General features: G+C 64.2%; 20 protein-coding genes. 15 read left to right on the top strand and 5 right to left on the bottom strand.

What is annotated here, in order from left to right; all coding sequences use genetic code 11:
- Nucleotides 1–275 precede the first annotated feature (275 nt).
- From VGP39_RS19430 to VGP39_RS19415, 4 genes are all read left to right on the top strand, one after another.
- On the top strand, nt 276–845 hold the full coding sequence (locus VGP39_RS19430) for a head-tail connector protein (RefSeq protein ID WP_327569722.1): 570 nt from the start codon (nt 276–278) through the stop codon (nt 843–845).
- Nucleotides 842–1,171, top strand: coding sequence for a head-tail adaptor protein (locus tag VGP39_RS19425; RefSeq protein WP_327569721.1), 330 nt, complete (start codon nt 842–844; stop codon nt 1,169–1,171). The genes VGP39_RS19430 and VGP39_RS19425 overlap by 4 nt, the downstream gene beginning before the upstream one ends.
- A gap of 163 nt (nt 1,172–1,334) precedes the next feature.
- Nucleotides 1,335–1,745 carry a DUF3168 domain-containing protein gene (locus VGP39_RS19420; RefSeq protein WP_327569720.1) on the top strand — a complete coding sequence of 137 codons (411 nt, stop codon included), beginning with the start codon at nt 1,335–1,337 and terminating at the stop codon, nt 1,743–1,745.
- A gap of 10 nt (nt 1,746–1,755) precedes the next feature.
- Nucleotides 1,756–2,163, top strand: a complete 408-nt coding sequence (locus VGP39_RS19415; RefSeq protein WP_327569719.1) for a phage major tail protein, TP901-1 family — start codon at nt 1,756–1,758, stop codon at nt 2,161–2,163.
- A gap of 257 nt (nt 2,164–2,420) precedes the next feature.
- Here VGP39_RS19415 and VGP39_RS19410 read toward each other — a convergent pair whose 3' ends face one another.
- Both VGP39_RS19410 and VGP39_RS19405 read right to left on the bottom strand, forming a co-directional pair.
- On the bottom strand, nt 2,421–2,612 hold the full coding sequence (locus tag VGP39_RS19410; RefSeq protein WP_327569718.1) for a hypothetical protein: 192 nt from the start codon (nt 2,610–2,612) through the stop codon (nt 2,421–2,423).
- A 9-nt stretch (nt 2,613–2,621) separates the two neighbouring features.
- Nucleotides 2,622–3,707, bottom strand: coding sequence for a hypothetical protein (locus tag VGP39_RS19405; RefSeq protein WP_327569717.1), 1,086 nt, complete (start codon nt 3,705–3,707; stop codon nt 2,622–2,624).
- Between the two features lie 269 nt (nt 3,708–3,976).
- Between VGP39_RS19405 and VGP39_RS19400 the strand changes: the two genes are divergently transcribed.
- The 10 genes from VGP39_RS19400 to VGP39_RS19355 all read left to right on the top strand — a co-directional run bounded on the left by VGP39_RS19400 (nt 3,977) and on the right by VGP39_RS19355 (nt 14,088).
- The gene (locus VGP39_RS19400; RefSeq protein WP_327569716.1) at nt 3,977–4,297 is read left to right on the top strand and encodes a gene transfer agent family protein; all 321 of its coding nucleotides are present in this window, start codon (nt 3,977–3,979) and stop codon (nt 4,295–4,297) included.
- The gene (locus VGP39_RS19395; RefSeq protein WP_327569715.1) at nt 4,294–4,611 is read left to right on the top strand and encodes a rcc01693 family protein; all 318 of its coding nucleotides are present in this window, start codon (nt 4,294–4,296) and stop codon (nt 4,609–4,611) included. Before VGP39_RS19400 ends, VGP39_RS19395 begins: the two co-directional genes overlap by 4 nt.
- A gap of 24 nt (nt 4,612–4,635) precedes the next feature.
- Entirely contained in the window at nt 4,636–5,214 is a 579-nt protein-coding gene (locus tag VGP39_RS19390; RefSeq protein WP_327569714.1) for a phage tail tape measure protein, read from the top strand.
- 187 nt (nt 5,215–5,401) lie between these two features.
- Nucleotides 5,402–6,259, top strand: coding sequence for a TIGR04255 family protein (locus tag VGP39_RS19385; protein ID WP_327569713.1), 858 nt, complete (start codon nt 5,402–5,404; stop codon nt 6,257–6,259).
- A complete protein-coding gene (locus VGP39_RS19380; protein WP_327569712.1) occupies nt 6,256–6,855 on the top strand; it encodes a hypothetical protein in 600 nt (199 codons plus the stop codon). The genes VGP39_RS19385 and VGP39_RS19380 overlap by 4 nt, the downstream gene beginning before the upstream one ends.
- 2 nt (nt 6,856–6,857) lie before the next feature.
- Nucleotides 6,858–7,508, top strand: coding sequence for a hypothetical protein (locus tag VGP39_RS19375; protein WP_327569711.1), 651 nt, complete (start codon nt 6,858–6,860; stop codon nt 7,506–7,508).
- Nucleotides 7,509–7,624: 116 nt separating this feature from the next.
- On the top strand, nt 7,625–8,263 hold the full coding sequence (locus VGP39_RS19370) for a DUF2460 domain-containing protein (protein ID WP_327569710.1): 639 nt from the start codon (nt 7,625–7,627) through the stop codon (nt 8,261–8,263).
- A 171-nt stretch (nt 8,264–8,434) separates the two neighbouring features.
- Complete coding sequence (locus VGP39_RS19365; RefSeq protein WP_327569709.1) at nt 8,435–9,343, top strand: DUF2163 domain-containing protein; 909 nt, start codon at nt 8,435–8,437, stop codon at nt 9,341–9,343.
- A 200-nt stretch (nt 9,344–9,543) separates the two neighbouring features.
- Nucleotides 9,544–9,984 (top strand): NlpC/P60 family protein, encoded by a 441-nt coding sequence (locus VGP39_RS19360; protein WP_327569708.1) that lies wholly within the window; start codon nt 9,544–9,546, stop codon nt 9,982–9,984.
- A gap of 252 nt (nt 9,985–10,236) precedes the next feature.
- Nucleotides 10,237–14,088 carry a baseplate multidomain protein megatron gene (locus tag VGP39_RS19355; protein ID WP_327569707.1) on the top strand — a complete coding sequence of 1,284 codons (3,852 nt, stop codon included), beginning with the start codon at nt 10,237–10,239 and terminating at the stop codon, nt 14,086–14,088.
- 123 nt (nt 14,089–14,211) lie between these two features.
- On the opposite strand, the gene VGP39_RS19350 is transcribed toward VGP39_RS19355, so the two are convergent.
- Nucleotides 14,212–14,529, bottom strand: coding sequence for a hypothetical protein (locus VGP39_RS19350; RefSeq protein ID WP_327569706.1), 318 nt, complete (start codon nt 14,527–14,529; stop codon nt 14,212–14,214).
- Nucleotides 14,526–14,771: a hypothetical protein gene (locus VGP39_RS19345; RefSeq protein ID WP_327569705.1), complete on the bottom strand. Its 246-nt coding sequence runs from the start codon at nt 14,769–14,771 to the stop codon at nt 14,526–14,528. Before VGP39_RS19345 ends, VGP39_RS19350 begins: the two co-directional genes overlap by 4 nt.
- Nucleotides 14,772–14,887: 116 nt before the next feature.
- Between VGP39_RS19345 and VGP39_RS19340 the strand changes: the two genes are divergently transcribed.
- A complete protein-coding gene (locus VGP39_RS19340; protein WP_327569704.1) occupies nt 14,888–16,711 on the top strand; it encodes a DUF2793 domain-containing protein in 1,824 nt (607 codons plus the stop codon).
- Between the two features lie 100 nt (nt 16,712–16,811).
- On the opposite strand, the gene VGP39_RS19335 is transcribed toward VGP39_RS19340, so the two are convergent.
- The gene (locus tag VGP39_RS19335) at nt 16,812–17,309 is read right to left on the bottom strand and encodes a hypothetical protein (protein ID WP_327569703.1); all 498 of its coding nucleotides are present in this window, start codon (nt 17,307–17,309) and stop codon (nt 16,812–16,814) included.
- Nucleotides 17,310–17,317: the final 8 nt, after the last annotated feature.

The following is a 17,317-nucleotide window of genomic DNA, read 5'->3' as shown; positions in this document are numbered from 1 at the left end:
CCTGGAGGGGCAGGGTAATCGCATGTGTGAATCGAAGCGTGAACAAAGGTGAATCGTTGGACGAACATATCGACCAAAACCGTCGGCGATTCCTTATTTGTTCATGCACATGCGATTCCCCTACCTGGAGGGGGAGGGTCGGCACGCGTGAAACGCGTGTCGGGGTGGGGTGACATGTTCATCCGCGGCTTCACCCCACCCCGTCGCGCATCTCGCTTCGCTCGCTACGCGCCGACCCTCCCCCTCCAGGGGAGGGTGAAGAAAGGATTACCCCCATGTCCGCCATCCTGCTGATCCCGCCATCCGCCGAACCGTGGTCGGTGGCGGAGGCGAAAGCGTTCCTGCGTGTCGAGCATGGCGATGACGATGCCATCATCGCGTCGCTGATTGCGGCGGCGCGCGCGCAGGTCGAGGCCTTGAGCCGGCGCGCGCTGCTGACGCAGCGCTGGCGTTTTGTGCGGGATGCGTGGCCGGTGGACGGCCGCCTCAGCCTGCGGATGGGGCCGCTGCGCAGCGTGATCGCGGCGCGGGTGTTCGATGCGGCGGGCAACGCCCATAGCATCGACGCCGCAAGCTTCGTGGCCGACGCCGCGGCCAATGTGATCGCGTCGCCGAGCTGGGCGCTGCCGCTGCCGGGGCGCGGCACCGCCGGCATCGAGCTCGACGTCGAGCTCGGCTACGGGGCCAACGCCGCCGACGTGCCGGATGGCTTGCGTCATGCGGTGCGCATGCTGGTGGCGCACTGGTACGAGAACCGCGGCCTCGCCGCGCTCGGCGCCGGCGTCGCGGTGTTGCCGGCCGGCGCCGATGCGCTGATCGCGCCGTACCGGGTGCTGTCGCTATGATCGATCCGGGCCGATTGAAGACGCGGCTGCAGGTCCAGGCGCCGGTGGAAACCGATGACGGGCAGGGCGGCGTCGCGCGCAGCTATACGACGCTGACGACGGCGTGGGCGCAGGTGACGCCGTTTTCCGCGCGCGGCGGCGGCGCCGATGTCGAGGCCGATGCGCAAGGCGCGACGGTGAAGGTTCGGATACTCCTGCGCAGCAATTTTATCCTCACCTTGCAGCACCGCCTGGTCGACGGCGCGCGCATCTATCGCATCGCCGCGATCCGCGACCATGACGACCGCCGCTTCATCGCGGTCGATGCGGAGCTGCGGGTGGAGTGAAAGAACGCGCAACAAGTACCGCCGTCATCCTGAGGAGCCGCGCGCTTGCGCGGCGTCTCGAAGGATCGACGCCGCATCAGCGCTCGTGGCCATCCTTCGAGGCTCGCCGCAAGAGCGGCGAGCACCTCAGGATGACGGTTGAGTTTGATTGGAAGGAAGTATCATGCCATCAGCCCATGTCGCGCTGCGATCCGCCATTCATGACGCGCTGGTCGCCGACGCCGCGCTCACCTCCGCGCTCGGCGGCGCCCACGTCTATGACGAGCCGCCGCGCAATGCGGCGTTTCCCTATGTGACGCTCGGCGAGGCGCGCATCGTCGATGCCTCCGCCGACGGCGGCGCGGTGCAGGAGCATCAGTTGACGCTGCACGTCTGGTCGCGGCAGGGCGGCCACAAGCAGGCCCATGTCGTCACCGGCGCGCTGCTGCAAGCGCTCGACGATGCGCCGCTCAGCCCGACCGGGCATCGGCTGGTGAACCTGCGCTTTTCCATCGCCGACATCCGGCGCGAATCCGACGGGCGCACCTATCACGCGCTGGTGCGGTTTCGCGCCGTCACCGAACCCGCATCATAAGGAGCTGCCCATGGGCGCGCAAAAAGGCAAGGACCTGCTGGTCAAGATCAACGGCGGCGCCGGGTTTGTCACGGTGGCGGGCCTGCGCAGCCGCAGGATCGCCTTCAACGCCGAGCTGGTCGACATCACGCATGCCGAATCGGTGGACCGCTGGCGCGAACTGCTGGCCGGGGCCGGCGTCAGGCGCGCCTCGATCTCCGGCCGCGGCCTGTTCAAGGACGCGAGCTCCGACGCGCTGGTGCGGCAGGCGTTCTTCGATGGCGCGGTGAACAATACCCAGGTGATCGTCCCGGATTTCGGCACCATCGAGGGCTTGTTCCAGATTTCCGCCCTCGAATTTGCCGGCGAGCACAATGGCGAGGTGACGTTCGACCTCGCGCTGGAGTCGGCGGGCGCGCTGACGTTCACGGCGGGGTGAGTTCGCGTGCCCCGGACGCAGCGCAGCGCGCGACACAACAACACTTCGTCATGCGCGGGCTTGACCCGCCTGCGGGGCCGAAGCCCCTTCGGCGAGGCGTAGGCCCGCGCATCCATCCATTTCTCGAGAGTCTTTCGAAGAGGATGGATTGCCGGGTCAAGCCCGGCAATGACGCTTCGATTTGTGACGGTCCCGGCTCTGCGGTGCACCGTCAAGAGACGCTGCACCGCGTCCGGGACACGGGTCGCGCGGCTGGTTCACGACGATTTCGAGCCCGTCACCTTGTTCCAGATCGCAACCGCGGCGATACAGGTCACGAAGCCGAACAGCGCGCACAGCGCGACGATGCCGCTCTCGATTTCGACCCGCGGATATATTTTCGAAAACAGCACGCCATAGATGATCGCAACCACGCTGGCGAACAGTGCTAGAGTCGCGCCGAATTTCATCGCAGGCACCTATTTCTTGTCGTCTTTCTTGTCGTCGCCGCCGGTGGCCGAACGCACGATGTCGGCGACCGCTTTCTGCACCGGGCTCACCCAATCGGCGGCGGTGAGCGCGACCTGCAGGATATTCAATCGCATGGTGTGCATCTTCGCCTGGTCGGTGATGTCCTCCTGCTTGACCTGCGACTGGAACGCGGCCAGCATTTCGCCGAAGGCGCGTTCGTGAACGTCGCTGAGATCGACGAACAAAAAGGGCGGCGGCACCGGCTCGATGCTGCTGGCGGGCGAGGCGTAGGTGAAGATGTAGGGACCTCTCGACAGGTCGCCATTGCACAGATCCAGCACGCTTCGATCGGGCGGGTTGCAGACGTGATTGAGCAAGGCGCGCGCCATCCGGTAATCGTAGAAGGATTTTGTGGTCTCGGCGCCGAGCTTTGCGGCATCGCGGCCCGGGGCCTGCCGCATCGCCGTGAAATCGGCCTGCTTGTCCTTGCGCAGCGGGATGTAGAAAATGTTCAGCTGCGAAAGCTGGGCGCTGGTGTCGCCGATCGCCGGAATTTCCTTGAACACCTCGCCGAGAAAGCGCGCGGCGCGGCGCGAGTCGGAGGGCAGTATCGCGTAGGAATACAGGCCGTAGCCGGCAGCCTCGGACCCGAGTTCGGCGAGCGGACTGTAGCCGGTTTCGAGAATGCGTGGCCGCGCGCGAGCGGTCGGTAGCGTTCCACGCGGGCCGCGAGCAGGCGGGGCGGAGCTGGTCGTGTTTTGAGCTGGACGGACAATGATCTTGGGGCTCGCACCGGAATCGGAGGCCGGCGCGGCGCGTCTGAAGCCCTGGTAGCCTTGCGACCCTTGGGAGCCTTGGCCGCCGGAACCGGACCGCCGCGCGACCGGGTCAGTGCCGACGGTAGGCCTTTGATAGGCGCGTCTCCAGCGTTGGCGCTTGCGCGCCTCGCAGGCATCATCGCGAACACAGGCGCTGCCGGTTCTCAGGCACGGACATTCGTTCGCGGCGACAGCTTCGGTTGCCACGGCGGCAACCAGAACATGCAGGCCGATGATGAGCAAACCGGTTGCAATTGCCGAACGCAGCAAAGGCATCGTTCTCCCCGACGAACCGATCTAACCAGCCCATCATAGGATGAAGCAATCGATCGGCGCAACTGGAGTCGCGTGCGTTGCAGAGCCGGGGCCATACCAAAACATCGCTCCGTCATGCGCGGGCTTGACCCGCCTGCGGGGCCGAAGCCCCTTCGGCGAGGCGAAGGCCCGCGCATCCATCCACCTTGGCAAGATTCGTCTTCAAGAGGATTGCCGGGTCAAGCCCGGCAATGACGCTCGATTTGTCGAGGCCTTGCAAAGGAAATCCCATGCCCAACAAATACCGCGGCGAGATCGAGGCCGGGATCGGCGGCGCCAGGCGCACGCTGGTGCTGACGCTGGGCGCGCTGGCGGAACTGGAGTCCGCGTTCGATGCCTGCGATCTGCTGGCGCTGGCGGAACGTTTTGGTTCGGGGCGATTGGCCGCGCGCGACCTCGTGCGCATCATCGGAGCCGGCCTGCGCGGCGCCGGAGAGAATGTCAGCGACGACGAGGTGGCGGCGATGACGGTCGAGGGCGGCGCCGCCGGCTATGTGCGGATCGCAGCCGAACTGCTCGCCGCCACCTTCGAGGACAGGCCGGCGCCGTGACAAAACCGTTTCCATGGGACGCGGCGATGCAGTTCGGGTTCGGCGTGCTGCATCTGTCCTCAGATGCGTTCTGGAAGATGACGCCGCGCGAACTGGCGCAGGCCATCATCGCCGTGCACGGCCGCGCGCCGGCGCCGATCGCGCGTGAGGATTTCGATGCGCTGATGCAGGCGTTTCCGGATGGTGTCGTCATGCGCGGGCTTGACCCGCCTGCGGGGCCGAAGCCCCTTCGGCGAGGCGAAGGCCCGCGCATCCATCAATCTTCGCAAGAGTCTTTCGAAGTGGATGGATTGCCGGGTCAAGCCCGGCAATGACGGAAGCAGGAGCAGGAGCAGCCCATGACTGACAGCACCGATCTCCTCAGCACATCGAGCACGCTCGACGGCCTCAGCCTGAAGACAAAGGACCTCACCGCCAGCGCCAGCGGATTTGCGCGCGCGATGACCCAGGCGTTTTCGGCTTCGGTCACCGGCGGCAAGCAGTTCGACGACGTGTTGAAGTCGCTGGCCTTGCGCATCTCCGATCTCGCGCTGCGTCTCGCCTTCAAGCCGCTGGAGAAATCGCTCGCCAGCGGCATCGAGAGCCTGCTGTCGGGATTGACCGGGGTCGGCGGCGCGGCAAAGAAAACCGAAGCAGCCTCCGGCGCGATAAAACCGTTCGCGGCCGGCGGCGTGATCGGCACGCCGACCTATTTTCCGCTCACCAATGGCGGTGTCGGTCTCGCCGGCGAGGCCGGTCCGGAAGCGATCATGCCGCTGAGGCGCGGCCCCGACGGCCGGCTCGGCGTCGCCGGCGGCGGCGGCAACACCATCAACGTGCAGATCGCCACCCCCGACCTCGACAATTTCCGCCGCTCGGAAAGCTACATTACCGGCCAGATTGCGCGTGCGGTGGCACGGGGGCAGCGGAGCTTGTGAGGCATTAAACAGAGTGTTATTAGATATTTACACGAAAAATCCGCGAGTTAAAATCGGTTGACTTTTGTTCTCTTCGGACTTGTTGTTCCTTGCAACGAATGATGAGACATCTCGGTTGGACGGTCCATTTACACGTTTGTGCCAAGGTGCCACTTTATAAATCCCTCTGGCCCAGTTGCGGTAAGCGATGAGTACTAATAGCAAGTCGAACTGGCAGCCGTTGCATGAAGCCCATTCGATCGAAGTTGCCGCTGCGGCTGTGAACTTTTCCCAGCCACTTACGGAGGTGGCTTGGAAAAAGGTTGTCCGCGACGCTGAGGGTGTGTGCAAGGCTGCAGGGCTTGGCGAAAAATCCGTCGTTAATGCGGTCCAAATTACCATTGGTTTGCCAGCGGGCCCGCCTCCGCCCACGACTGTTGATGCGATGGTCTTTATGCGGTCGCAAGCGACCAATATACCCGGCGGGGGGCTGCAACGGTCCGCTTTGGAAGCTCTCACTGTCTCACGCGAGGGTCTTAATTTCCAGACAAGCGTTTACACTCGTTGGGATGCGTTCTTTGAACGGATTCAATTGTTACTAAAACCACCCCTAAGGAGCGCACTGCATTCTATAGCTGTTACAAATTTGCGGTTGGAATATAAGGACGTGTTTCGATTTGTTGGGGAAGGCAAGCCCATAGCCGAAGAACTGTTGAATACCTGCTCGGACCTAATTGCTCCTCATGTTTTTCGCAACGAGAAATTGTGGCACTCACATACCGGTTTTTTTGAGGATGCACTAGGTTGCAAAGAGCGCTTGGTTCAAATTAATGTCGACGCAAACTTCTCGGCCACGCGGGGAAGTACCGAACCTCCTTTTCGAGCGGTCACGATCACGACGGCGGTGCAAAATAATTTGGCAAACGCGAGCGCAGAAGCCCTTGATAATGAGGACGAAATTGCTAACTCTCAAATCTTAATGTTCGATTCTTTGCATTTGAGGTCGAAAGAGCTTTTCGTCAAACTGATCAGCAAACAAACAGCCTCTCAAGTGGGGATACAATGAACGCAAAATCCACAGCGGCTCCATTCTCGATCGCGCAACCTTCGCCCACAAGTTTGATGGGACCTGTCCCGTACCCGGTTCGACGTACGTCATCTTTTGCGTTTGGTTCTGTTATCTTGCTTCTAAGCACCGCGCCAACCGTGTGCGAGATTTCAGCCCCTACAGCTATGCGACCGCCACAATTGATTAGCGTCGAAGTTTCGCATGAGGGAAAGCCCTACGACTCGACCGACGCTATCGAGAGCAGCGTCACGCGTTTGCAGATGTTTCGGAATTATATGGACGATTGGGATGGTCAGGGGGCGTCTGCGGCTAATACGAAAGCTATCGACGAAGCCATCAAGTTTTTAACGTTATTGGAAGTTTGGCATCCTTCGCCGCTTGCAACACTAAGTCGATCCGGCGATCCAATTCTGGAGTTCGACGATGTAGATTCGCGTTTGTTTAGCTCAATAACTTTTCTTCCGGATGGCGTTGTTGAACTTTATACAAAAAATAAGGATGCTGAAAATTCGGATTTCTTATCGGGTCCGTCGTCCTCGCCCGCTGTGCAAATGTTTATATCTAGCGTGATGAACCTGCCCACGATGATGTAGTTATGCACTGCGCTGAGTGTCGGCAGGCCTTGCAAGGAAGCGGTCGAAAGCTCGCAAAGGAAATCGAGCAGAAATTTCCGGCTTGCGAATGCGAGAAATTCAGCATAGGTGAAAAATCTCCGGGCAAGATAGCCGACGATGAAATTCTCTATCGCATGTTCGTCGATCCTGTCGATGTCGAAGACGGTCGTCTCGCAAGAGCAGCCTTTTCAAAAGTATATCAAGATGGGCTTAGCATCATCAGAGATTGCGCCAACGATTTGGAAATTGAAGCTCTTGCGACTGATATTTTGTCGACCAAACCTGGACAGCGAACAAAAACCGTCCTAGCAATTTTTAAGTTCGTTTGCAGGAAGGTTAGGCAAGAGACGGTTAAATTGGGCGACGAATTCGTTCGTGCGTTCTGCGTCTATGATCAAACCGTACCTCGTGTATTTGAGCGCGGACCGCCTGTTCCGACCCATGGCACTGTTCTCAGTCGGAGACTGTACGAGCTTCCGATTACTACTAGGCAGTTTGAGAATGATTGTAACTTTACGTTGCATCAAATAGTTGCGACGGAAAGAGTATCTGTCGAAGAGTTCCGTGGGGGGCTAATCGCTCGATTGAATGAAAGATCTGTAGCCGGAGAATTCGTGCGTCAAACGCATTGATTCGCGATCGGCATATTTATCTCCGCAACTTCTCGGCCAATTCTATCTGACGATTCGACCCCCTACCTTTGCTAGGCACCGGGACGAAGCGTTCCGATCGCTGATTGAAAGCAATCATGCCCGCCTTCCACGAAATCCTCTTCCCACTCGACATCGCGCTTCGAAGCGCGGGCGGGCCGGAGCGGCGCACCGATATCGTCGGCTTCGGCTCCGGGCGCGAGGCGCGCAACGCGCGCTGGGCGCATTCGCGGCGGCGCTATGACGCCGGCTACGGCGTCAAGACGCTGCAGGCGCTGCAGGCGGTGGTGGCGTTCTTCGAGGAGCGGCGCGGGCAGCTGCACGGCTTTCGCTGGCGCGACCGGCTCGATCATTCCAGCGCCGCGCCGGGCGCGCCGGTCTCGCCGCTGGACCAGGGCATCGGCATCGGCGACGGCGCGCGCGCGACGTTTCAACTGGTGAAGACCTATGGCGCAGGCTTTGCGCCCTATGCGCGCGAGATCGTCAAGCCGGTGGCGGGCAATGTGCGCGTCGCGGTTGCCGGCGTTGAACTCGCGGGCACGGCGTTCAGCTGCGATACGACCACCGGTGTCGTCACGTTTCTCGCCGGTCACATTCCCCCCGCCGGCGCCGCGATCACCGCGGGATTTCTGTTCGACGTGCCGGTGCGGTTCGATACCGACTATCTCGAAGTCGATCTGTCGGCATTCGCGGCGGGCGCGATCCCGAAAATTCCGCTGCTGGAGATACGGGTGTGAGTCACTTCACCCTCCCCTGGAGGGGGAGGGTCGCCGCGACTGCAAGTCGCGGCGGGGTGGGGTGATTTGTTCATCCGCTGCATCCGCGGCTTCACCCCACCCCGTCGCACATCTCGCTTCGCTCGATGTTCGCCGACCCTCCCCCCCAGGGGAGGGTAAGAAAGAAACCCCATGCGCGCCATCCCCGCCGCCCTGCAAACAAAACTCGACTCCGGCGTCACCACGCTGGCGCGGTGCTGGAAGCTGGCGCGGCGCGACGGCGTGGTGATGGGCTTCACCGATCATGATCGCGGCCTCGTGGTCGGCGGCGTGACGTTTCGTGCCGGCACCGGGTTTTCCTCCTCCGAAGCGGCCAGCCGCTTCGACCTCTCGGTGGACGGCGCGGAAATCTCCGGCGCGCTCGCCGATGATGCGCTGACCGACGCCGACCTCGCCGCCGGGCGCTACGACGCGGCGCAAGTCGAGACCTGGCTGGTGGACTGGAGCGATCCGTCGCTGACGGTGCTGACCGCGCGCGGCACGCTCGGCGAGGTCAGGCGCGAGGGGCAGGCCTTTGTCGCCGAGCTGCGCGGGCTCGCGGACCTGCTGTCGCAGGAGAGCGGCCGGCTCTACACCGCCAGATGCGGCGCCGATCTCGGTGATCTCAGGTGCAAGGTCGACCTGACCAATCCGGCGCTGCGCGGCACCGGCGCGGTCAGCGTCGTCGAGGGCAGCTCGATCTTCGTTGCCTCCGGCCTCGATGGTTTTACCGACGGATGGTTTTCGCTGGGCCGGTTGACATGGACTGGCGGCGCCGATGCGGGGCTGGCGATCGAGGTCAAGGAGCATCGCCTCGCCGCCGGCCACGCGCGGCTGACGCTGTGGCAGGCGATGCCCGAAGCGATCGCGGCCGGCGACAGTTTTACGGTTACCGCCGGCTGCGACAAACGCTTTGCCACCTGCCGCGCGCGCTTTGCCAACACCGACAACTTTCGCGGCTTTCCGCAAATCCCCGGCAACGATTTCCTGCTCGCCTCGCCGGTTCAGGGCGCTCCGGGGAATAATGGGCTGTCGTTGTCGCCGCCGGTGGCGGCCGGGTAGGGGCTTTGCTTCACCCTCCCCTGGAGGGGGAGGGTCGGCGCGTAGCGAGCGAAGCGAGATGCGCGACGGGGTGGGGTGTAGCAACAAGGGCAGCGCAGCGGATGAACATTCACCCCACCCCGCTCGCCGCACGATGCTGCGCATCGTCGAGGCGAGCGACCCTCCCCCTCCAGGGGAGGGTGAAGCAGGGACACTTTGCAATGACCCCACCTCTCACCCGCGCCGCGATCGTCGCCGAGGCGCGCAGCTGGATCGGCACGCGTTATTGCCATCAGGCCTCGCTGAAGGGCGTCGGCTGCGATTGTCTCGGGCTGGTGCGCGGCGTCTGGCGCGCGTGCGTCGGCGACGAGCCGGAGGCGGCGCCGCCTTATGCGCCGGATTGGGCCGAGGCGAGGGGCGAAGAGTCGCTTGCCGACGCGGCGTTGCGTCATCTCATTCCCGTCGCGCGCGAAAATTTCGCCGCCGGCGACGTGCTGCTGTTCCGCTGGCGCGACGGGTTCGTCGCAAAGCACGTCGCGATCGCGGCGAGCACACACACCATGATCCACGCCCATGACGGCGCACAGGTCTGCGAAGTCGCGATCGCGCCATGGTGGCGGCGACGGCTGGCTTACGCGTTTGCTTTTCCCGGCATGACGTAGCGGCGCAGGTGGGCAAAGGCGCGCTTGCGCCGTGCCCACCATTTCAAATGTCGTCATCCTGAGGTGCGAGCGAAGCGAGCCTCGAAGGATGGAAGCGGGTGGTGGCCCATCCTTCGAGACGCCACGCAAGCGCGCGGCTCCTCAGGATGACGGTTGTGTATGTCTGGTGGGCACGCGGAGCCTGTCATCGGGCGCGCATTCGCGCGACCCGTTGGCTTTGCCCACCCTACGAATCTTTCCCGGAATCGAATCATGGCAGCTCTCGTTCTCTCCGTCGCGGGCGCCGCGGCGGGTGCGGTGTTCGGGCCGGCCGGCGCGATCGTGGGGCGGATCGCAGGCGCGCTGGTCGGCAATATCATCGACAAAAAACTGTTCGGGCCGGGCGACCAGAATGTGGTCGGGCCGCGGCTCGCCGATCTCGACGTGATGGCATCGACGGAGGGCGCGCCGATCCCGCGGGTGTATGGCCGCGCGCGGCTGGCCGGGCAGGTGATCTGGGCGACGCAGCTCGAGGAGGTGGTGTCGAGCAGCACCTCGTCGTCGTCGGGCGGCAAGGGCCATCTCGCTTCCGGACCGCGCACGACCACCACGACCTATTCCTATTTCGGCAATTTCGCGGTCGGCTTGTGCGAAGGCGTGATCGGGCAGGTCGGGCGAATCTGGGCCGACGGCAAGCCGCTCGATACCTCGCATCTCACCATCCGCGTTCATCCCGGCTATGAGGACCAACCTGTCGATGACCTGATCGTCGCCAAGGAAGGCGCCGGAAATTCGCCGGCCTATCGCGGGCTCGCTTACGTGGTGTTCGAGCGGCTGCCGCTACAGGATTTCGGCAACCGCATTCCGCAATTGTCGTTCGAGATCGTCCGGCCGGTCGGAGCGCTCGAGCGCATGGTGCGCGCGGTGACGCTGATCCCCGGCACCACCGAATTCGGCTATGAGCCATCTGCGCTCGTGAGCATTCTCGCGCCAGGCACGTCGCGCCAAGAGAATCGCCACGTCTCGAGCGCGGCCTCGGATGTACAGGCCGCGCTCGATGATCTCATGGGCGTGTGCCCGAATCTCGAACGCGTCGCCATCGTGGTGGCGTGGTTCGGGTCGGATTTGCGCGCCGGCCACTGCACGGTGCAGCCCGGCGTCGAGGTTGCGGTAAAAGGCGTCGCCGGCGCCGCGTGGTCGGTCGACGGTGTGACGCGGCCCGGTGCATATCTCGTCTCGCAAATCGGCGGCCGCCCGGCGTTCGGCGGCACGCCGTCCGATCTGAGCGTGGTGCATCTGATCGCCGAGCTGAAGGCGCGCGGATTGAAGATCACGTTCTATCCGTTCCTGGTGATGGACATCCCCGCCGGCAATGCCTTGCCCGATCCGTGGACCGGAGCATCGGCGCAGCCGGCCTATCCCTGGCGCGGCCGCATTACCTGCGATCCGGCGCCGGGGCGGCCGGGCTCGCCGCAGGGCACGACAGCTGCGGCGGCGCAGGTGGCGAATTTCTTTTCGGGGGGCGCATGGAATTATCGCCGCATGATTTTGCATTACGCGAATCTGGTTGTCTCGGCGGGCGGCGTCCATGCGTTCCTGATCGGCTCGGAATTGAAGGCGCTGACGCGGGTACGCTCCGGCGCGGGCGCCTATCCGGCGGTCGATGCGCTGGTGACGCTGGCGGCCGATGTGAAGGCGGTCGTCGGTTCGTCCACCATCGTCAGCTACGGCGCCGACTGGACCGAGTATGGCGCCGACGTGGTCGATGCTTCGGAGGTGCGCTTCCCGCTCGATCCGTTGTGGGCGTCGTCGGCGATCGGCGCGGTCGGCATCGACTATTACGCGCCGCTGGCGGACTGGCGCGACGAGGCCGCGCATCGCGATTCGCTTGTTGCGTCGTCGACCTACGACCTCGGCTATCTCCGCGGCAATGTCAGGGGAGGCGAAGGCTACGATTGGTATTACGCCGACGATGCCGCGCGCGCGGCGCAAACCCGCACCGGCATCACCGATGGTCTCGGCAAGCCGTGGGTGTTCCGCTCCAAGGATATCTGGAACTGGTGGTCCAACCTGCATTACGAGCGCGCCGCTCATTCCGAACTGGCAACGCCGACCGCATGGATTCCGCGCTCAAAGCCGGTCTGGTTCACCGAAGTCGGCTGCCCCGCCGTCGACAAGGGCGCCAACCAGCCCAGCGTGTTTCCCGATCCAAAGTCCTCGGAAAACCACCTGCCCTATTTTTCCAACGGGGCGCGGGACGATTTGATTCAGCGCCGTGCGCTGCAAGCTTTTGTCGGCGCGTTCGATCCGGCATTCGGCGCCGACGATGCGCACAACCCGGTCTCGCCGGTGTATGGCGGGCGCATGGTCGATGTCTCGGCAATCCACCTGTGGACCTGGGACGCGCGGCCTTATCCGGTGTTTCCCGCGGCCAGCGACATCTGGAGCGACGGGCCGAACTGGCAGACCGGGCACTGGCTGACCGGGCGGCTCGGGGCTGCGCCGCTGGAGGCACTGGTGGGATCGCTGCTCGACGATGCCGGTGTCTTGGGCGTCGACACGTCAGCGTTGCGCGACGGCTGCGACGGTTATGTGGTGGACCGGCCGATGTCGCCGCGCGCGATGATCGAGCCGCTGGCGATGGCCTATGCGTTCGACGCCAGCGCGGCGGATGGCACGCTGCGGTTCATCCCGCGCGGCGGCGCGCCGGTGGCGGAGATTTTCGAGGACGACCTGGTGTTGCCGCAGTCAGGCACGGTGGCGCGATTGACGCGGGCGCAGGAAACCGAACTGCCGCGCGAGGCCAGTTTTGGCTTCACCGACGCGGTCGCGGATTATCGCCGCTCCGCGGTGACCTCGCGCAAACTGGTCGGCGCTGCCGGCCGCACGCTGCATTCCGACCTTGCCGTGATCACCAATGACGCCGCGGCAACCCGGCGCGCGGAAATCTGGCTGCAGGATCTGTGGGCGGGACGCGAGAGCGCGGAGTTCGCGCTCGGCATCGACCGGCTGGCGCTGGCGCCTGGCGACGTGGTGGCGCTCACGCTCGCCGGACGGCGGCGGCTGTTCGAGATCGGCGATCTCATCGACACTGAAGCGCGGCAGGTCAAGGCGCGCAGCATCGATCCGGAAGTGTTTTCGTTAGCCCTGAAGGCGCCGCGCCTGAAAGTGCCGGCGATTCCGGCGGCGCTCGGGCCGGTTGCGGTGACGGTGCTGGATCTGCCGGCGCTGGATTCTTCGACGCCGGTGGTGCTGACGCGGCTGGCGATCACGGCCAATCCGTGGCCGGGTTCGGTGGCGATCTGGACATCGTCCGACGGCGCGAGTTTTGAAGTCGCCGCGGTGGCGGCGGCGCCGTGTGCGATCGGCGAGACGCTGGATGATTTGCCGGCGGGCCCGACCGCGCGCTGGGATCGCGCCAGTTCGGTGCGGGTGAAATTGTACGGCGGCGCGCTGGCCTCGATCAGCGATGCCCGGGTGCTGGAAGGCGGCAACGCCGCGGCGGTTCGGAACGGCGATGGCGCGTGGGAGATCCTTCAATTCGCCAATGCCGAACTGGTCGACGGCCAGACCTACATGTTGTCGAGGCTGCTGCGCGGGCAGGCCGGCAGCGACCTTGCGATGGCTAGTCCATTGCCGGCGGGCGCGCCGTTCGTCGTGCTCGGCGCCCACATGGTGGCGATCGCTGCCGGACTCGACACGCTGGCGCGGCCGATGCAACTGCGCATCGTAGCTTCCGGGCGCAATCACGATGACCCGATGGCGGTGGCCTTGACGGTGACGCCCGGCGACACCGCGCTAAAGCCGCTGGCGCCGGTTCACATCGCCGCGGTTCGCGCCGGCGATGGCATCCATATCTCGTGGATCAGACGGACGCGGATTGACGGCGATAACTGGGGCGTCGAGGTGCCGCTCGGCGAAGCGGCTGAGGCGTATGTGCTGGAGATTCTTTCCGGCGCCGCCGTGGTGCGAACGATCGCCTGCACGTCGCCGCAGGCGCTGTATGCGGCCGCGGACGAGGTGGCGGATTTCGGCGTGGTGCAGACCAGCTTGCACGTTCGCATCGCGCAGCTCTCCGCGACCGTCGGAGCGGGACATGCGGCGGAAGTGACGCTCGCAGTTTAACGCGATGACGTAGGGTGGGCAAAGGCGCGATTGCGCCGTGCCCACCATTGCCTGTGGCGGTGGGCACGCATCGGGCGCGCATTCGCGCGCCCGATGGCTTTGCCCACCCTACGAATTTCTCGCTCAGCGTTGTTTACCGCCATCCTCTGCGAGTTCAAAAGCAAGGCGTGATGCCGTCTGAGCCGCGGAGCGCTCTTCAAGTCTGTTTAAAGAATCGAGTTGTTTAACGGCAGCCGCGAGCAACGCTCTCGATCCAGTTTTGGCCTCCGCGATCTCGCGATCGAGAGAGTCTCCCGGTGTTGCATCCGGGTTAGCAGCCCGGGCTGCCGCGCGCTTCGCTGTTGCCTTATCGTCGAAATAGTTTGTCGCCAATGCGAAAAGCCCGACGACCGTTGCGGCAAGAATCGGGGCTGCGATGGCTAACGTTTCGATCGTCATCATTCCGGGTCCTCGAGGCGATTCAGGAATGTCTTACCGATACCGAACAATATAAGCGCGGCCACGATTGATCCAAGAAGAGTAAAACCTAAAGCGTCCACGCTCCGTTTGGCCCTTTCCGGATCGAAAATCAATCCGGCGGCGGGCGCGAAGATACCAACCGCGACGATCGCGATGGAAACTCCGTTGTACCAGAGCGCACCCAGTTTACGCTTTTCGTTGCGGCGTATTGCTTCAAGATTCATCCGCTAAGGCCCGGCTTTCTCCAAGTCTAACCTTGGTAGTTGCCGACGCGCAATGTCGCCGTACCCGTGCAGTTGATTGCCTTGTACAAGCATCGCGAGCATACGGACCACCCACCATGACCGACACACCCAATCTCGGGCTGCCCTTCATCGAAGGCAGCCAGGCGCAGAAGCACGTCACGCATAACGAGGCGCTGCGAATTCTCGATGCCGCGATCCAGGTCGCGGTGCTGGATCTGACGCGAACGTCGCCGCCGCCATCGCCTGCCGAGGGCGAGCGCCATGTCGTGGCCGCGGGCGCGACCGGCGCGTGGGCGGGGCACGGCAATGCGATCGCCACCTGGCAGGACGGCGCCTGGGCGTTCCTGGTGCCGAAGTCAGGCTGGTGCATCTGGTCGGCGGCCGACGACGTGATGTTCGTGTTCGACGGCACGCATTGGCGCGATCTGCGCGACCTGCCGGTGACGCTGGACAACGCCGTTCACGTCGGCATCAACACCACCGCAAGCTCTCCCAATCTCTTGAGCGTCAAGTCCAACGCGGCGCTGCTCAGCGCGATTGCCGTCACTGATGGCGGTAGCGGCGACGCGCGGCTGCAAATCTCCAAGGAGAGCGCGGCGAAAACCGCCTCGGTGGTTTTCTCCGACGCCTTTTCCGGACGCGCCGAATTCGGCCTCGCCGGCTCCGATGCGTTCAAGCTGAAAGTGTCCGCCAACGGATCGGCCTGGGTCGAGGCGTTCAGCGTCGATCAGGGCACCGGCAACCTCGCGCTGCCGCGCGGGCTGGCGCTGGCAGGCGTCATTTCGCCGCCGCAGATCACCGCCAACCAGAACGACTACAATCCGGCCGGCGCCGCGGCCGCAACCGTGCTGCAACTGTCGTCGGATGCGCTGCGTACGGTCTCCGGCCTTGCCGGCGGCGCGGAGGGGCGTGTCGTCAACCTCGTCAATATCGGCAGCCAGCCCATCCTGCTGTCGGACGAGAGTACCTCATCGTCAGCGGCCAACCGTTTTGCTCTCGGGGCCAACCTCACGCTTGCCGCCAAGCAGGCCGCCATGCTGCGTTACGACGGCAGCGCTACGCGCTGGCGCTTGATCGCGGGCGCAACCGGATTGCTGGTGGCGGCGAATAATCTTTCCGATCTCGCGAGCACCGCTGTTGCGCGCGCCAATCTCGGCGTCCGCGAGCAGTTGACGGCGAACCGCACTTACTATGTCCGCACCGACGGCTCCGACGGCAATAGCGGCCTCGCCAATTCCAGCGGCGGCGCGTTTCTCAGCATCCAGAAGGCGATCGACACCGTCGCGGCACTGGACCTGTCGATCTGGAACGTCACCATCCAGGCCGCCGACGGCACCTATGCCGGAGCCGTCATGGTTTCCGGGCCGTGGGTCGGCTCGGGCACCGTGACGCTGCAGGGCAACACATCGACGCCGGCGAATGCGTTGCTCTCCACCGGCGCCACTGATTGCATCACCGTGGTCAGCGGCGGGATGCTGACGGTGACCGGGTTCAAGCTGACCAATTCGGGCGCGTTCCTGCTGCACGCCTCGAGCGGATCGATCCGCTTCTCAACATTGACGTTCGGAACCTGCGGCTCGCAACAGGTGCGCGCCACCGACGGCGGCAGGATCGTGGCGTCCGGCAATTACGCGATCGACGGCGGCGCCGGCAATCACTGGAGCGCGCTGGGCAACGGCATCGTGCGGGTGCAGGGCAGGACCATTACGCTGACCGGCACGCCGGCGTTTTCCCTCGCATTCGCTAACGCCGACCTTGGCAGCACGGTGCTGGTCAACGGCAACACCTTCTCGGGCGCGGCGACGGGGGTGCGCTATTCGGCAACCAACAATGCGGCGATTTCCAGCGGCGGCGCCGGCGCGACCTATCTGCCGGGCAACGCGGCGGGGTCGACCAGCGCCGGCGGACAGTACATTTAGGCGTTCGAACCGAAAGGTGGGGCGATCTCCCTCTCCCCGCACGCGGGAAAGGTGAAGGTGCCTTGCCCGACGCGTTTTATCTTGAACGATCCGCTGCGGGTCAGCGGTCCGTCAGCGGCAGCGGAGCGCCTCCGGTCGAGATTCCCGGTGGCAGTTTGGCGGCGGGTCTTTTCCGCGGGGCCGCCGGCGGTGGCGCCTGCGGGACAGGAGCGGAGGCTTGCGCCGATGCTGCGGGCGGCTGCAGCGCGTCGATCTTTGCGGTCAGCGCAGCCACCTGGTCGGACAGCCGTTTGATCTCCGCCTGCTGGGCCGCAACAAGTTGCGCGCTGGATTGCAGCGATCCGGCGATCTGCTGCTGCAAGGCCTGGAAATCCTTGATCCCGACAACCTTGTCCGGGATGTCCGCCGGCGATGCCGCGCCCGGTGCCACACCCGACGCAAAGGATGGCAAAGCCGGAAGGCCGTAGCTGCGCCACAACAAGGCGGAGGCCACCCCGAACATCGCCAGCGCAGCGACAACGGCGATCAAGACCCAACGCCTGCGTCGAGGCGGGCGCCGGGTCTCGTAGGCAATATCGTCGTCGAACTGATGGGCCACGGCTAGGT

The organism is Bradyrhizobium sp., assembly GCF_036009065.1.
Taxonomy (GTDB): Bacteria; Pseudomonadota; Alphaproteobacteria; order Rhizobiales; family Xanthobacteraceae; genus Bradyrhizobium.
This window is presented reverse-complemented; position numbering and strand designations above follow the sequence as displayed.

Excerpts from the sequence above, each read along its gene's own strand:
- VGP39_RS19365 (WP_327569709.1), top strand. The coding sequence starts at position 8,435 with ATGCGCGCCATCCCCGCCGCCCTGCAAACAAAACTCGACTCCGGCGTC.
- VGP39_RS19380 (WP_327569712.1), top strand. The coding sequence starts at position 6,256 with ATGAACGCAAAATCCACAGCGGCTCCATTCTCGATCGCGCAACCTTCG.
- VGP39_RS19340 (WP_327569704.1), top strand. The coding sequence starts at position 14,888 with ATGACCGACACACCCAATCTCGGGCTGCCCTTCATCGAAGGCAGCCAG.
- VGP39_RS19345 (WP_327569705.1), bottom strand. The coding sequence starts at position 14,771 with ATGAATCTTGAAGCAATACGCCGCAACGAAAAGCGTAAACTGGGTGCG.
- VGP39_RS19390 (WP_327569714.1), top strand. The coding sequence starts at position 4,636 with ATGACTGACAGCACCGATCTCCTCAGCACATCGAGCACGCTCGACGGC.
- VGP39_RS19430 (WP_327569722.1), top strand. The coding sequence starts at position 276 with ATGTCCGCCATCCTGCTGATCCCGCCATCCGCCGAACCGTGGTCGGTG.
- VGP39_RS19405 (WP_327569717.1), bottom strand. The coding sequence starts at position 3,707 with ATGCCTTTGCTGCGTTCGGCAATTGCAACCGGTTTGCTCATCATCGGC.
- VGP39_RS19375 (WP_327569711.1), top strand. The coding sequence starts at position 6,858 with ATGCACTGCGCTGAGTGTCGGCAGGCCTTGCAAGGAAGCGGTCGAAAG.
- VGP39_RS19350 (WP_327569706.1), bottom strand. The coding sequence starts at position 14,529 with ATGATGACGATCGAAACGTTAGCCATCGCAGCCCCGATTCTTGCCGCA.
- VGP39_RS19360 (WP_327569708.1), top strand. The coding sequence starts at position 9,544 with ATGACCCCACCTCTCACCCGCGCCGCGATCGTCGCCGAGGCGCGCAGC.
- VGP39_RS19415 (WP_327569719.1), top strand. The coding sequence starts at position 1,756 with ATGGGCGCGCAAAAAGGCAAGGACCTGCTGGTCAAGATCAACGGCGGC.
- VGP39_RS19425 (WP_327569721.1), top strand. The coding sequence starts at position 842 with ATGATCGATCCGGGCCGATTGAAGACGCGGCTGCAGGTCCAGGCGCCG.
- VGP39_RS19410 (WP_327569718.1), bottom strand. The coding sequence starts at position 2,612 with ATGAAATTCGGCGCGACTCTAGCACTGTTCGCCAGCGTGGTTGCGATC.
- VGP39_RS19370 (WP_327569710.1), top strand. The coding sequence starts at position 7,625 with ATGCCCGCCTTCCACGAAATCCTCTTCCCACTCGACATCGCGCTTCGA.
- VGP39_RS19400 (WP_327569716.1), top strand. The coding sequence starts at position 3,977 with ATGCCCAACAAATACCGCGGCGAGATCGAGGCCGGGATCGGCGGCGCC.
- VGP39_RS19420 (WP_327569720.1), top strand. The coding sequence starts at position 1,335 with ATGCCATCAGCCCATGTCGCGCTGCGATCCGCCATTCATGACGCGCTG.
- VGP39_RS19385 (WP_327569713.1), top strand. The coding sequence starts at position 5,402 with ATGAGTACTAATAGCAAGTCGAACTGGCAGCCGTTGCATGAAGCCCAT.
- VGP39_RS19355 (WP_327569707.1), top strand. The coding sequence starts at position 10,237 with ATGGCAGCTCTCGTTCTCTCCGTCGCGGGCGCCGCGGCGGGTGCGGTG.